Below are 14,121 nucleotides of genomic sequence, written 5' to 3' on the forward strand. Positions count from 1 at the left end.
GCCCGGAGGGGCGGAAGTGGGGAAAACCCGGACGCGGCGGTGGGGCTGGACCTACTCTCGAGTTGTGCCAGGCGTGTCCGGTCGGGTGCTTGTTGTGGACGACAACAAGGTCATCCGGCAGCTGATCAGGGTCAATCTCGAGCTGGAGGGCTTCGAGGTGGTGACCGCGGCCGATGGTGCCGAGTGTCTGGATGTCGTTCATCAGGTTCGCCCCGACGTGATCACCCTTGACGTGGTGATGCCCCGGCTCGATGGTCTCCGTACCGCCGCCCGGCTTCGCGGTGACTCCCGTACACAGCGGTTGCCTCTCGCCATCGTCAGCGCCTGCTCGCAGTATGAGGTCGAGGCCGGGCTGGACGTCGGCGTCGACGCCTTCCTCGCCAAGCCCTTCGAGCCCAATGAACTGGTTGCCCTTGTCAGGCAGTTGGTCGAACGGGGTGAGTCCGATCCCTCCTCGCCGTTAGGGATCGGCGCCGACGCTCCGGCGGGCGGCACGGATGGTGGGGACGTGGGTGTGGGCGAGGGCGCGGAGTGCGCCGGGCGCCACGGGCACTGAGTTTCGACCGAGGCCTCGGCCGTGCCCCAGGCCGACTGGGTGCGTCGCCGGGCGGTGCCTGCTCCAGCGCGTACTGATCGGGTGGGACCGCAGGCCCGCTTACGGGCTCCGCACCCACCCGGGTCCGGTCTTCCCCGCCGGACCTCGCCCCTCACGGCGTCCATATCCCGGACCACACGGGAAACCTGCTCGCATACCCACCCCCCTCCTCCCATACGCTTGTCCCCGTGACCCCCGTCGAGCTCTCCCGCACCGTGTTGCACGCGGTGCGTCGTGCTGTGGATCAGGGGGAGCTGAGCGTGGCGGTGCCCGCACGGGCCGTGGTCACTCCGCCGGGGCCCGGTGGCAGCGGGGACTACGCCACGAACATCGCGTTGCAGCTGGCCCGGCCCGCCGGGCGGCCGCCCCGGCAGGTCGCCGAGATCCTGCGGCCCCATCTCTCCCGGACCGAGGGCGTCGCAGCCGTCGAGATCACCGGGCCCGGGTTTCTCAACATCCACCTCGACCGGGCCGCCGTCACCTCCCTCGTGGGTGAGGTGCTCGACCGGCGGGACGACGGCCTTCCCTACGGCCATGGCGACGCCCTCGCCGGGCAGGTCGTCCGACTGCGTATTCCGTACGACATCCGTGCGGAAGTCGTCGCCGACGCGGTGGTGCGGATCGTCGCCAGCCAAGGGGGCCGTGTGGAGGTCGACCACGTCAGGCCGTCGGCGGGCCGGGGGCGGGGATCGCGGACCGCGGGGGACACGGACACGTCGCAAGCGTCGGAAGCCTCCGGGGGGTCGGACCAGCCGGACAACTCCGCCGAGCCGATCGACCTCCGGCCCGTCCCCGCCCCGGAGGACCCCACGCCCCTCGGCCCCGACGCCCTCCGCTGGGCGCTGCTGCATCCCGCCGCGCACGACCGGCCACGTATCACCGCGGACCTCCTCGTGCAGCGCGCCGGCAATCCCCTCTTCCGCGTTCGTTACGCCCACGCCCGAGCCCGCGCACTCACCCGCAACGCCGCCACCCTCGGTTTCACCAGTACACCCGGCCGCCTCGACGCCACCGCAGTGGCCGCCGAGCCGCAGTCCGGCCACCCGGACGTCGCCTCCGCGCCCCGCACCACCCCCGGCGCCGTTGGAGTTCCCGGTCCCGACAGGTCTGCCCCCGACCGTGCCCCCGCGGGGTCCGGCCATGGCCTCACGACCAGCGCCGTCACCACCGGTACCGTCGCCGCTGAGACAGCCATCACCAGGACCGGCACCGCCGGGGCAGCCACCAGGCGTGGCGTCATTGCCGGTGGTGATCACGGTGTGATCGCCGCACCCTTCACGGGCCCGGGCGCCACAACCGCCTCCGACCCCGCTGCCCCGCTCCTCGCCGCGATCTCTGAGTACCCCCACGTCGTTCTTCGAGCGGCGACCCTCCGAACGCCCGATCGTCTCGCCCGGCACCTGGTCGTCACCGCCGACGCCCTGCTGGCCTTCCAGCACATGGTGCTGCCGCGCGGCGACGAGAAACCCTCGGCCGCCCACCGGGCCCGGCTGGCGCTTGCCGAAGCCGCCGGGACGGTGCTGGCCGGCGGCCTGTCCCTGCTCGGCATCGACGCACCCGAATACCTCTGAGCGAGCCCACCGGCCCCAAGCCCCCGGCCCGAGACAGGCCCCAAGCCCACCGGACCAGGACAAAGTCCCAGGGAAAAGCCCCAGGTCACGAGCCCAAGCCCAAAGCCCAAAGCCCAGGCTCACCGGCCACAGCCCAGGCATCAGCCCCAAGGCATCAGCCCAAGCCCCAGGCCCCGCGAGCACAGAGTCCAGAGAGTCAGAGAGAGTTCAGACAGTCATGAGCCGTTCCGCACACCCCGCCGGGCCCCGACACGCCGATGTGCTGCCTGAGGGGCACTACACAGCCCCGCCCGCCGACCTGAACACGCTCGACCCCAAGGTGTGGGCGCAGACCGTCGACCGGAGGGACGACGGTGTCGTCCGCGTCGGCGGGATCGACGTCAAGACGCTGGCCGAGGAGTTCGGGACCCCCGCCTACTTCCTCGACGAGGCCGACTTCCGGGCCCGCGCCCGCGCGTGGCGCACCGCGTTCGGGCAGGACGCCGACGTCTTCTACGCAGGCAAGGCGTTCCTGTCGCGCGCGGTCGTCCGCTGGCTGCACGAGGAGGGGCTGAACCTCGACGTCTGCTCCGGCGGCGAACTCACCACCGCCCTGTCCGCCGGTATGCCCGCCGACCGCATCGCTTTCCACGGCAACAACAAGTCCGCGGAGGAGATCCACCGGGCGATCGAGGCCGGCGTCGGCCGTATCGTCCTCGATTCCTTCCAGGAGATCGTGCGTGTCGCGCACATCGCCCAGGAGCTGGGCAAGCGGCAGCGCGTGCAGATCCGGGTGACCGTCGGTGTCGAGGCGCACACCCATGAGTTCATCGCCACCGCGCACGAGGACCAGAAGTTCGGCATCCCGCTCGCCGGGGGGCAGGCCGCCGAGGCCGTACGGCGGGCGCTGAAGCTCGACGGGCTGGAGCTGATCGGGATCCACTCGCACATCGGGTCCCAGATCTTCGACACCTCCGGCTTCGAGGTCGCCGCTCACCGCGTGGTCGGGCTGCTGAAGGACATCCGCGACGAGCACGGCGTCGAACTGCCCGAGATCGACCTCGGTGGCGGTCTCGGCATCGCCTACACCAGCGCCGACGACCCGCGCGAGCCGCATGAGATCGCCAAGGCGCTCACCGAGATCGTCACGCGGGAGTGCGAGAGCGCCCGGCTCCGTACCCCGCGGATCTCCGTCGAGCCGGGGCGCGCCATCGTCGGGCCGACCGCATTCACGCTCTACGAGGTCGGCACCATCAAGCCGCTGGACGGGCTGCGGACCTATGTCTCGGTCGACGGGGGCATGTCGGACAATATTCGGACCGCTCTGTACGACGCCGAGTACAGCGTCGCGCTGGTGTCCCGTACCTCCGACGCCGAGCCGATGCTCGCGCGGGTGGTCGGCAAGCACTGCGAGAGCGGTGACATCGTGGTGAAGGACGCGTTCCTGCCGGCCGACCTGGCACCGGGTGACCTGATCGCCGTGCCGGCGACCGGCGCGTACTGCCGTTCCATGGCGAGCAACTACAACCACGCGCTGCGCCCGCCGGTCGTCGCGGTCAATGATGGTGAGGCCCGTGTGATCGTTCGGCGGGAGACGGAGGAGGATCTCCTGCGTCTCGACGTCGGGTGATCCACGCGGCGCCCGGGCGGTCGGACGATCTGGGCGCGTCCCCGGACGGGCGGACGATCTGGGCCCGCCCCCGGGCGGTCGGACGATCTGGGTGCGTCCCCGGGCGGGTCGGACGGTCTGGCCCGCCCCCGGACGGGTCGAAGGCCGTACGCAAGACCGTACGCCTCGCCCGAGAATGGCCGGGTAGCCGGAGCGCGCTCTCCGAGAACGGCCGGGTGACCGGAGCGCGCTCCCCGAGAACGGCCGGGTGACCGGAGCGCGCTCTCCGAGAACGGCCGGGTGACCGGAGCGCGCTCCCCGAGAACGGCCGGGTGACCGGAGCGCGCTCCCCGAGAACGGCCGGGTGACCGGAGCGCGCTCCCCGAGAACGGCCGGGTGACCGGAGCGCGTCGCCCGGGAATTGCGGGGCCGAAAGATCTCCGTTCTTACGGCCCTGTGAAAATGAAATATATGTCTCACGATCCGGACGAGGGATAGAAACCCCCGTCCGGTGAGTGAGACTGGTTCCACCGTATTCGGTATGTGAGGAAACGAGGTCGGATGATGCGTACGCGTCCGCTGAAGGTGGCGCTGCTGGGCTGTGGGGTTGTCGGCTCAGAGGTGGCGCGCATCATGACGACGCACGCCGACGACCTCGCCGCGCGCATCGGGGCCCCGGTCGAACTCGCGGGCGTGGCCGTCCGCCGGCCCTCCAAGGTCCGTGAGGGCATCGACCCGGCCCTGGTCACCACCGACGCCACCGCCCTCGTCAAACGCGGCGACATCGACGTCGTCGTCGAGGTCATCGGCGGTATCGAGCCGGCCCGCTCCCTCATCACCACCGCGTTCGAGCACGGGGCCTCCGTGGTCTCCGCCAACAAGGCCCTCCTCGCCCAGGACGGGGCCGCCCTGCACGCGGTCGCGGAGGAGGCGGGCAAGGACCTCTACTACGAGGCCGCCGTAGCCGGTGCCATTCCGCTGATCCGCCCGCTGCGCGAGTCTCTCGCCGGGGACAAGATCAACCGGGTGATGGGCATCGTCAACGGCACCACCAATTTCATCCTCGACAAGATGGATTCCACGGGCGCCGGTTATCAGGAGGCCCTGGACGAGGCCACCGCGCTCGGCTACGCCGAGGCCGACCCGACCGCCGACGTCGAGGGCTTCGACGCCGCCGCGAAGGCCGCGATCCTCGCCGGGATCGCCTTCCACTCGCGGGTGCGGCTCGACGACGTCCACCGCGAGGGGATGACGGAGGTCACCGCCGCCGACTTCGCCTCCGCCAAGAACATGGGCTGCACCATCAAGCTGCTCGCCATCTGCGAGCGGGCCGCGGACGGCGGCTCCGTCACCGCGCGCGTGCACCCCGCGATGATCCCGCTGACCCACCCGCTGGCCTCCGTGCGCGGCGCGTACAACGCCGTGTTCGTGGAGTCGGACGCCGCGGGCCGGCTGATGTTCTACGGCCCCGGAGCGGGCGGCTCGCCCACCGCCTCCGCCGTCCTCGGCGACCTCGTGGCCGTCTGCCGCAACCGGCTCGCGGGCGCCACCGGGCCCGGCGAGTCCGCGTACGCCGGTCTGCCGGTCTCGCCCATGGGCGAGGTCGTCACGCGCTACCACATCAGCCTCGACGTGGCGGACAAACCGGGCGTCCTCGCCCAGGTGGCGGCCGTGTTCGCCGAGCACGGCGTATCGATCGATACCGTGCGCCAGCAAGGACGACAGGACGGGGACGGCGAGGCGTCCCTCGTCGTCGTCACCCACCGCGCCTCCGACGCCTCCCTGAACGGGACCGTCGAGGCGCTGCGCAACCTCGACACCGTGCGGGGTGTCGCCAGCATCATGCGGGTTGAAGGAGAGTAACCAGCAATGACCCACCAGTGGCGCGGAATCATCGAGGAGTACCGGGACCGGCTGCCCGTCTCCGACAGCACGCCGGTCGTGACGCTCCGTGAGGGCGGCACGCCCCTCGTCCCCGCGCAGGTGCTCTCCGAGCGCACGGGCTGCGAGGTCCACCTCAAGGTGGAGGGCGCCAACCCCACCGGGTCCTTCAAGGACCGCGGCATGACCATGGCCATCACCCGGGCGAAGGAAGAGGGCGCGAAGGCCGTCATCTGTGCCTCCACGGGCAACACGTCCGCCTCCGCGGCCGCGTACGCCGTCCGCGCGGGCATGGTCTCCGCCGTGCTGGTGCCCCAGGGCAAGATCGCGCTCGGCAAGATGGGCCAGGCGCTGGTGCACGGCGCGAAGATCCTCCAGGTGGACGGCAACTTCGACGACTGCCTCACCCTCGCGCGTGAACTGAGCGACAACTACCCCGTGGCACTGGTCAATTCGGTCAATCCGGTGCGTATCGAGGGTCAGAAGACCGCCGCGTTCGAGATCGTGGACATGCTCGGCGACGCCCCCGACATCCACGTCCTGCCGGTGGGCAACGCGGGCAACATCACGGCCTACTGGAAGGGCTACAAGGAGTACGCCGCCGACGGCATCGCCGCGAGGACGCCCCGGATGTGGGGCTTCCAGGCCTCCGGCTCCGCGCCGATCGTGCGCGGTGAGGTCGTCAAGGACCCGTCGACCATCGCCACCGCGATCCGCATCGGCAACCCCGCGTCCTGGCAGTACGCCCTCGCCGCGCGGGACGAGTCGGGCGGCGCCATCGACGAGGTGACGGACCGTGAGATCCTGCGCGCCTACCGGCTGTTGGCCGCGCAGGAGGGTGTCTTCGTGGAGCCCGCCTCCGCCGCCTCCGTGGCCGGTCTGCTCAAGGCCGCCGAGAACGGCCTGGTCGATCCCGGTCAGACCATCGTCTGCACGGTCACCGGCAACGGCCTGAAGGACCCCGACTGGGCCGTCGCGGGCGCTCCGCAGCCCGTCACCGTCCCCGTCGACGCGGCGACGGCGGCCGAGCGCCTCGGTCTCGCGTAGCCCCTCGGGCAACAGGTCGAAACGGCCAGCGAGCCGCGCGTAGACGCCGTTTTCCGGGGGATAACCCTGACAGGACCCGACAGGGGGTGCACAGGGGGCTTACGACACGCATCGTGCGCCTCCTGTGCGCCCTATGTCGCCACAGAACCCACCTTCGATAGGCTGTACCGAACCCGCCCGCTGCATATGCCCCGCAAGGGTGCGGCGCCGCGCCGTCCTCAGACGGCCGCCGGGTTCCCGCGTACGTCATCGAATGTCATTCGACAATCGCCCATCACGCAGCTCAAGGAGAGTCATCGAGCGATGGCCGGTCCAGCGTTCCGCGCCGCCGCCGTACGGGTGCGCGTCCCCGCCACCAGCGCCAACCTCGGCCCGGGCTTCGACGCCCTCGGTCTGTCGCTGGGGCTCTACGACGACGTGGTCGTCCGGGTGGCCGACTCCGGCCTGCACGTCGACATCGCCGGGGAGGGCAGCGAGACGCTCCCGCGCGACGAGCGGCATCTGCTCGTCCGCTCCCTGCGCACCGCCTTCGACCTGCTGGGCGGCCAGCCGCGGGGCCTGGAGATCGTCTGCGCCAACCGCATCCCGCACGGCCGCGGCCTCGGCTCCTCCTCGGCCGCCATCTGCGCCGGCATCGTGGCCGCCCGCGCCGTGACCATAGGCGGGGAGAACCGCCTCGACGACGCAGCCCTGCTCGAACTCGCCACCGAGATCGAGGGACACCCCGACAATGTCGCGGCCTGCCTCCTCGGCGGCTTCACGCTCTCCTGGATGGAGGGCGGCTCCGCGCGGGCCATCAGGATGGATCCCGCCGATTCCATCGTTCCGGTGGTTTTCGTCCCCGGAAAGCCCGTGCTCACCGAGACGGCGCGCGGACTGCTCCCGCGCACCGTCCCGCACGTCGACGCCGCCGCCAACGCAGGCCGGGCCGCCCTGCTCGTGGAGGCCCTGACCAGGCGTCCCGAGCTGCTGCTGCCCGCCACCGAGGACCGGCTGCACCAGGAGTACCGGGCGCCCGCCATGCCGGAGAGCGCGGCCCTGGTCGAGCGGCTGCGGGCCGACGGCGTCCCGGCGGTCATCTCCGGCGCCGGACCCACGGTCCTGGCCCTGGCCGACGAGGCCAGCGCCGACAAGGTGGCCCACCTCGCGGGAGCGGACTGGGCCGCCAACCGGCTGGACCTCGACGCCCGAGGGGCGTGCGTCCTGCCGCTCACCACCACCGTCGCCGAGAACGGCGCCGACAGCGGCGACGCATAGGGGCGTACGGTTGCCGGATTTCGAGAGGGGGAATGTTTGTTGGATCCGGTAGTGTTAATCTCAAGTCTGCACCTGCCCCAGCCATGGCATGGTGCTTATCGTCCCCGTCCGGGACAACCATTCTTCCGGGAGTCTCCCAAGCCGCACTGTGCTTCGTACGTCAAGCTGTACGCCGTACGCAGGCACTGAGCGGTCTGCCGAGCAGGCTCCGGAACCGGTGTGACCGAGCCGCGTGACACAGACACCGAGTGCCACGGCCCCGTAAGCGCCGAATCACCAGCAATTTTCCTCCGCCGCTTTGGCGGACCACCGCCCCGGCACGGTCCACCCGAACAGGGCCGAAGCCGGACAGCACAACCGGTCGCCGAGCCAGAAGGCCGACGTCCGCTCCAGGGAAGGACCCTTCGTGAGCGACACCACCGATCTGATGGGCGCACGTGTCGAGGAGACCGCTGCCGCGCCCGCCACGGACGCCGCGCCTGCCAGCGGTGCCGGCTCCCGGCGGCGCCGTGGCACCGGCCTCGAGGGCATGGTGCTGGCCGAGCTGCAGCAGGTCGCATCCGGCCTCGGCATCAGGGGCACCGCGCGCATGCGCAAGAGCCAGCTGATCGAGGTCATCAAGGAGGCGCAGGCGGGCGGGGGTGCCCCGGCTCCCAAGGCCGAGGCCGCCACCGAGACCAAGCCGAAGCGCCGGACCACCTCGAAGGCGCGCACGGGCGAGGACGCGGCCCCGGCCGAGAAGGCCGCCAAGAAGGCCGAGGCGCCCGCCGAGAAGGTCGACAAGACCGAGAAGGCCGTCGCCCAGCAGCAGATCGAGATCCCCGGCCAGCCGGCCGGCGGCGACGAGGCGCCCACCGAGCGCCGCCGTCGCCGGGCCACCGCCGACGCGGGCAGCCCCGAGACGGTCACCGCCGAGGCGAAGGCCGAGCCCAAGGCCGAGACGCCGGCCCAGCCGCAGGCCGAGGCCAAGGGTGACGCCGCCGAGGGCGACGGCCGCCAGGGCCGCCGTGACCGCCGTGAGCGCGGCCGGGACCGGGACCGCGGCCGCAAGGGCGACGAGCAGCAGGGCGGCGGTCAGCAGCAGCGTGACCGCGGCTCGCAGCAGGGCCAGCAGCAGGGCGGCGGCCGTCAGGACCGCCAGCGCGACAACGGTCCGCAGGACGACGGCTACGACGATGAGGCGGGCGGCCGCCGTGGCCGACGCGGCCGCTACCGGGACCGCCGTGGCCGTCGCGGACGTGACGACATGGGTGCCGCCGAGCCGCAGCTCGCCGACGACGACGTCCTGATCCCCGTCGCGGGCATCCTGGACATCCTCGACAACTACGCGTTCATCCGCACCTCCGGCTACCTGCCGGGCCCGAACGACGTGTACGTCTCCCTCGCCCAGGTCCGCAAGAACGGCCTGCGCAAGGGCGACCACATCACCGGCGCGGTCCGTCAGCCCAAGGAGGGCGAGCGCCGCGAGAAGTTCAACGCGCTGGTCCGCCTGGACTCCGTCAACGGCATGGCGCCCGAACACGGCCGCGGCCGCCCGGAGTTCAACAAGCTGACACCGCTCTACCCGCAGGACCGCCTCCGCCTGGAGACGGACCCGGGCGTGCTCACCACCCGCATCATCGACCTCGTGTCGCCGATCGGTAAGGGCCAGCGCGGTCTGATCGTGGCCCCGCCGAAGACCGGCAAGACCATGATCATGCAGGCGATCGCCAACGCGATCACGCACAACAACCCCGAGTGCCACCTGATGGTCGTCCTCGTCGACGAGCGTCCGGAAGAGGTCACCGACATGCAGCGGTCGGTCAAGGGCGAGGTCATCTCCTCGACCTTCGACCGTCCGGCCGAGGACCACACCACGGTCGCCGAACTCGCCATCGAGCGCGCCAAGCGCCTGGTGGAGCTGGGTCACGACGTCGTCGTGCTGCTCGACTCGATCACGCGTCTGGGCCGTGCGTACAACCTGGCCGCGCCGGCCTCCGGCCGCATCCTGTCCGGTGGTGTCGACTCGACCGCCCTGTACCCGCCGAAGCGCTTCTTCGGTGCGGCCCGCAACATCGAGGACGGCGGCTCGCTGACCATCCTCGCCACCGCCCTGGTGGACACCGGGTCCCGCATGGACGAGGTGATCTTCGAGGAGTTCAAGGGCACCGGCAACATGGAGCTCAAGCTCGACCGGAAGCTCGCCGACAAGCGCATCTTCCCCGCGGTGGACGTGGACGCGTCCGGTACCCGCAAGGAAGAGATCCTGCTCGGCAACGAGGAGCTGGCGGTCGTCTGGAAGCTGCGCCGGGTGCTCCACGCGCTGGACCAGCAGCAGGCCATCGAGCTGCTCCTCGACAAGATGAAGCAGACCAAGTCGAACATCGAGTTCCTGATGCAGATCCAGAAGACGACGCCGACGCCGGGCAACGGCGACTAGCCCGACCGGTCGCCCGCGCCGCGGACAAGACACGGAAGAACTGGGGCCACCCTCCTTCGCGAGGGTGGCCCCAGTTTGTCGTATGAGACACGTGTACGATCACGGTCTTCTTCTGTCTTGTTTTGATTCTTGAGTTCTCAGGGGGGACTTGAGTGGCCAGACCTTTGTCCGGAGTTGTCGCCGCCGCGATATCCGGGGTTCTGCTCCTGTCATCGGCGGGCGCGGCCAACGGAGCCGGCTCGTCGGGGAGCGACGAGCTGGACGTGCGGATCGCGAACGCCATGGCGGCGGACGGCATCGCCGGTGGGACGGCTGCGAAGCCGTCACCGTCGACGAACGACTCGTCGGCGGACGCCGACGCGGACGGCCTTAAGCCGGACGCCAAGATCATCGGTGGTTCCGAGACCACCATCGGTTCGGCGCCCTGGATGGCGCAGCTCTGGTACTACGACAAGACCACGGGCCTCGGCTTCTTCTGCGGCGGCTCGGTCGTCTCGCCGACGAAGATCCTCACCGCCGCCCACTGCGTCGACAAGACCCAGTACGACTGGGTCTCCCACGGCTCCGTCGTGACCGGCACCGACCAGCTGCCCACCGCCGTCTACGACGGCGAGGGCCGGCTGGTGGGCATGGACTACCACGGCGGTGCGCCCACGGAGGTGTCCCGCCAGTGGAACCATTCCTCGTACGACGAGGACGCGATCAACAACGACATCGCCGTCCTGACGCTGGCCAAGCCCGTCACCGCCACGCCGATCAGGATGACGACGTCGACCGACACGTCCTCGTACACGGCGGGCACCAGCGCGAAGGTCTACGGCTGGGGCCGTACCAGCTCCACCAGCGACGAGATCTCGCAGACGCTGAAGACGGCGACGCTGCCCGTCGTCAGTGACACGACCTGCGGGAACACCTGGGGCCCCTACTTCATCAAGGGCAACATGTTCTGCGCGGGCAAGCCCGCCGGCGGCACCGACGCCACCACCACCGCCAGCTGCAACGGCGACTCCGGTGGTCCGCTCGTCGTGGGCGGCAAGATCATCGGCGTCGTCTCGTGGGGCGTCGTGGACTGCGTGGAGAAGGGCGCGTACCCGGTCTTCGCGAAGGTCAGCAAGTACGTCGGCGTCACCTCCCCGCGCGTCGACGACACCGACATCAGCCGGGACGGCAAGGCCGACGTCTTCCTGCGCAACAAGGAGACCGGCACGGGCTACGTCCGCGCCTCCACCGGCTCCGCGCTCGCCGACCGCAAGTCCCTGACCGCCGAGGGCAGCTGGGCGGGCTACAACCTCGTCCAGCAGACCGACCTGAACCGGGACGGCTACCAGGACTACGTGCTGCGCCGTGCCTCCGACGGTGACGTCTTCTGGCGGCGGCGCTCGGCGTCGTCGAGCACCTGGACGACCACGCAGATCTTCGACAACTGGGCGACCCGCACCCGGATCATCACCCCCGGCGACGTCACCGGCGACGCCCTGCCCGACCTCCTCTCGGTCGACTCGGCGGGCGCCCTGTGGATCTACCCGGGCAAGGGCAACGGCACCTTCAACACCCGCGTCCAGGTGAGCACGGGCTGGAACACGTACAACGCGGTGCTCGGTCACGGCGACTTCACCGGTGACGGCAAGGCCGACCTGATCGCGCGCACCAAGACCGGCTCGAACATCTACCTCTACAAGGGCACCGGCAAGGCCGGCACGGGCGCCTTCGCCACGAAGATCAAGGTCCGCTCCGACTGGAGCGCGTACAACACGCTCATCGCCCCCGGTGACGTGAGCGGCGACGGCCGCGCGGACCTGCTGGCCCGTACCAGCGGCGGCACGTTGTACCTCTACAAGGGCACCTCGAAGGCCACGAGCGAGATCTTCAGCACACGGATCTCGGTCGGCACCAGCTACGCCCAGTACGACCTGCTCGGCTGAAACACCAGGTGAGGCCGGTTCCGCCGGGCTCATCCAGCACACACGGTGCCCATCGCGCGCTACGCGGTGGGCACCGTTCGTCGTGCAACCCTTTCCCGGATCACTCCGTCTGACCGATCGGAGTGACCGTGAGCGGTACGGCCACATCCGTCCCATGCAGGCCTGGGCCTGAGCGCAGGGGGTAACCGACCGGGAAAGAGGACCGAGGAGCACATGTCCGTCGAGAGCACACCGGATCCCGCCACACACGACTCCGCCCCGCAGGACAAGGCCGGCCCCGCAGGCCGCCACCGCGCGGCCAGGGGACGCCGCCGCAAGCCGCGCGACGGGCACAGCAGGGCGGCGCTCGCCGTCCTCTGGACCGCCGCGGGCGTCCTGGTGCTGGGGGGCACCGGAATCGGCTACCTGTACTTCAAGCTCAACGGCAACCTCAAGAGCGTCGACATCAACCAGGCCCTGGGCACCGACCGGCCCCTGGACGTCGACAACGGCTCGCAGGACATCCTCGTCCTCGGCTCCGACACCCGTTCCGGCAGCAACAAGAAGCTGGGCGGCGGCGTCGACGACGGCAGCGCCCGCTCCGACACGGCGATGATCGTGCACGTCTACGAGGGCCACAAGCAGGCGAGCATGGTCTCCATACCCAGGGACACCCTGGTCGAGCGGCCCGAGTGCACCGACACCGACGGCAGGACCCACCCGGCGGCGAACCTGGCGATGTTCAACTCGGCGTACTCCACCGGCGGCGCCGCCTGCGCGGTGAAGACCGTCGAATCCATGACCGGCATCCGCATGGACCACTACATCGAGGTCGACTTCGCCGGCTTCGAGAAGCTCGTCAACGTCCTCGGCGGGGTCGACATCACCACGACCAAGGACATCAAGGACCCCGACAGCCATCTGAACCTCAAGGCCGGCGAGCACACCCTCACCGGCAAGCAGGCCCTCGGACTGGTCCGCACCCGGCACGGTGTCGGCGACGGCTCCGACCTCGGCCGCATCCAGCTGCAGCAGGCGTTCATCAAGGCCCTTCTGGAGCAGGTCAAGGAGGTCGGCGTCTTCAGCAGCCCGAAGAAGCTCTACGACCTCGCCGACACCGCCACGGACGCCGTCACCACCGACTCCGACCTCGACTCGGTCAAGGACCTCGCCTCCTTCGCGGGCGGCCTCAAGGGCATCGGCCCCAAGAACATGACCATGGTCACCATGCCGGTCCAGTACGACCCCGCCGACCTGAACCGCGTCCTGGTCGACGAGGCGAAGTCCCGGCGGGTCTGGGCCGCCCTCAAGGCCGACAAGCCCATCCCGAAGTCGGCGACCAAGGGCACGGCGACGGGAACGGCCGAGGGCGTCGTGGCCACCGGTGGGCGGTAAAGGGACGCGCGACCAGCCACGACGGCGCCGCAGCCGCCCACGGCGATCACGCGGCACCCGCGCAGGCACCCACGGGAATACATGTCCGCACCCCCTGGTTTTGGGAGATACGGCCAGTCCTGGCAGACTGGTACGTCGGCTCCGGTTCACGCTCCCGCATCCCGCGGCAGCGACCCGGCGCCCTCCCGAAACTAGGAGACACCTTGAAGCGCGACATCCACCCCCAGTACGTCGAGACGCAGGTCAGCTGCACCTGTGGCGCGTCGTTCACCACCCGTAGCACGATCGAGAGCGGCACCATCCGTGCCGAGGTCTGCTCCGAGTGCCACCCGTTCTACACGGGCAAGCAGAAGATCCTCGACACCGGTGGCCGCGTGGCCCGCTTCGAGGCCCGCTTCGGCAAGGCTGCCGCTGCCAAGAAGTAGCGAGCTCACAGCGCCGGTCCTCGGTGCCCCCGTCCCGGGGGC

Annotated in this window: 10 protein-coding genes; all 10 read left to right on the plus strand. The window is 70.5% G+C overall.

The features are described 5' to 3' along the window. The first annotated feature begins 16 nt into the window (after nucleotides 1-16). The 10 genes from AC067N_RS27870 to rpmE all read left to right on the plus strand — a co-directional run bounded on the left by AC067N_RS27870 (nucleotide 17) and on the right by rpmE (nucleotide 14,079). Entirely contained in the window at nucleotides 17-556 is a 540-nt protein-coding gene (locus tag AC067N_RS27870; protein ID WP_478681623.1) for a response regulator, read from the plus strand. Nucleotides 557-783: 227 nt separating this feature from the next. Next, nucleotides 784-2,166 carry an ArgS-related anticodon-binding protein NrtL gene (gene nrtL / locus AC067N_RS27875; RefSeq protein WP_478681624.1) on the plus strand — a complete coding sequence of 461 codons (1,383 nt, stop codon included), beginning with the start codon at nucleotides 784-786 and terminating at the stop codon, nucleotides 2,164-2,166. Nucleotides 2,167-2,383: 217 nt separating this feature from the next. After that, nucleotides 2,384-3,775 carry a diaminopimelate decarboxylase gene (gene lysA / locus AC067N_RS27880; protein WP_478681625.1) on the plus strand — a complete coding sequence of 464 codons (1,392 nt, stop codon included), beginning with the start codon at nucleotides 2,384-2,386 and terminating at the stop codon, nucleotides 3,773-3,775. A 543-nt stretch (nucleotides 3,776-4,318) separates the two neighbouring features. Further along, complete coding sequence (locus AC067N_RS27885) at nucleotides 4,319-5,617, plus strand: homoserine dehydrogenase (protein ID WP_478681708.1); 1,299 nt, start codon at nucleotides 4,319-4,321, stop codon at nucleotides 5,615-5,617. Nucleotides 5,618-5,623: 6 nt separating this feature from the next. Then, a complete protein-coding gene (thrC, locus tag AC067N_RS27890) occupies nucleotides 5,624-6,682 on the plus strand; it encodes a threonine synthase (protein WP_478681626.1) in 1,059 nt (352 codons plus the stop codon). Nucleotides 6,683-6,985: 303 nt separating this feature from the next. Beyond that, nucleotides 6,986-7,939 carry a homoserine kinase gene (gene thrB, locus AC067N_RS27895; protein WP_478681627.1) on the plus strand — a complete coding sequence of 318 codons (954 nt, stop codon included), beginning with the start codon at nucleotides 6,986-6,988 and terminating at the stop codon, nucleotides 7,937-7,939. Nucleotides 7,940-8,345: 406 nt separating this feature from the next. Next, nucleotides 8,346-10,358: a transcription termination factor Rho gene (gene rho / locus AC067N_RS27900; protein WP_478681628.1), complete on the plus strand. Its 2,013-nt coding sequence runs from the start codon at nucleotides 8,346-8,348 to the stop codon at nucleotides 10,356-10,358. Between the two features lie 152 nt (nucleotides 10,359-10,510). Continuing rightward, complete coding sequence (locus tag AC067N_RS27905; RefSeq protein ID WP_478681629.1) at nucleotides 10,511-12,280, plus strand: trypsin-like serine protease; 1,770 nt, start codon at nucleotides 10,511-10,513, stop codon at nucleotides 12,278-12,280. 213 nt (nucleotides 12,281-12,493) lie between these two features. After that, the gene (locus AC067N_RS27910) at nucleotides 12,494-13,654 is read left to right on the plus strand and encodes an LCP family protein (RefSeq protein WP_478681630.1); all 1,161 of its coding nucleotides are present in this window, start codon (nucleotides 12,494-12,496) and stop codon (nucleotides 13,652-13,654) included. A gap of 203 nt (nucleotides 13,655-13,857) precedes the next feature. Continuing rightward, nucleotides 13,858-14,079: a 50S ribosomal protein L31 gene (rpmE, locus tag AC067N_RS27915; RefSeq protein WP_055514850.1), complete on the plus strand. Its 222-nt coding sequence runs from the start codon at nucleotides 13,858-13,860 to the stop codon at nucleotides 14,077-14,079. The last annotated feature ends 42 nt before the right edge of the window (nucleotides 14,080-14,121 follow it).

Source organism: Streptomyces sp. NPDC042364 (genome assembly GCF_056437585.1).

Excerpts from the sequence above, each read along its gene's own strand:
- AC067N_RS27885 (WP_478681708.1), top strand. The coding sequence starts at position 4,319 with ATGCGTACGCGTCCGCTGAAGGTGGCGCTGCTGGGCTGTGGGGTTGTC.
- thrC (WP_478681626.1), top strand. The coding sequence starts at position 5,624 with ATGACCCACCAGTGGCGCGGAATCATCGAGGAGTACCGGGACCGGCTG.
- lysA (WP_478681625.1), top strand. The coding sequence starts at position 2,384 with ATGAGCCGTTCCGCACACCCCGCCGGGCCCCGACACGCCGATGTGCTG.
- AC067N_RS27910 (WP_478681630.1), top strand. The coding sequence starts at position 12,494 with ATGTCCGTCGAGAGCACACCGGATCCCGCCACACACGACTCCGCCCCG.
- thrB (WP_478681627.1), top strand. The coding sequence starts at position 6,986 with ATGGCCGGTCCAGCGTTCCGCGCCGCCGCCGTACGGGTGCGCGTCCCC.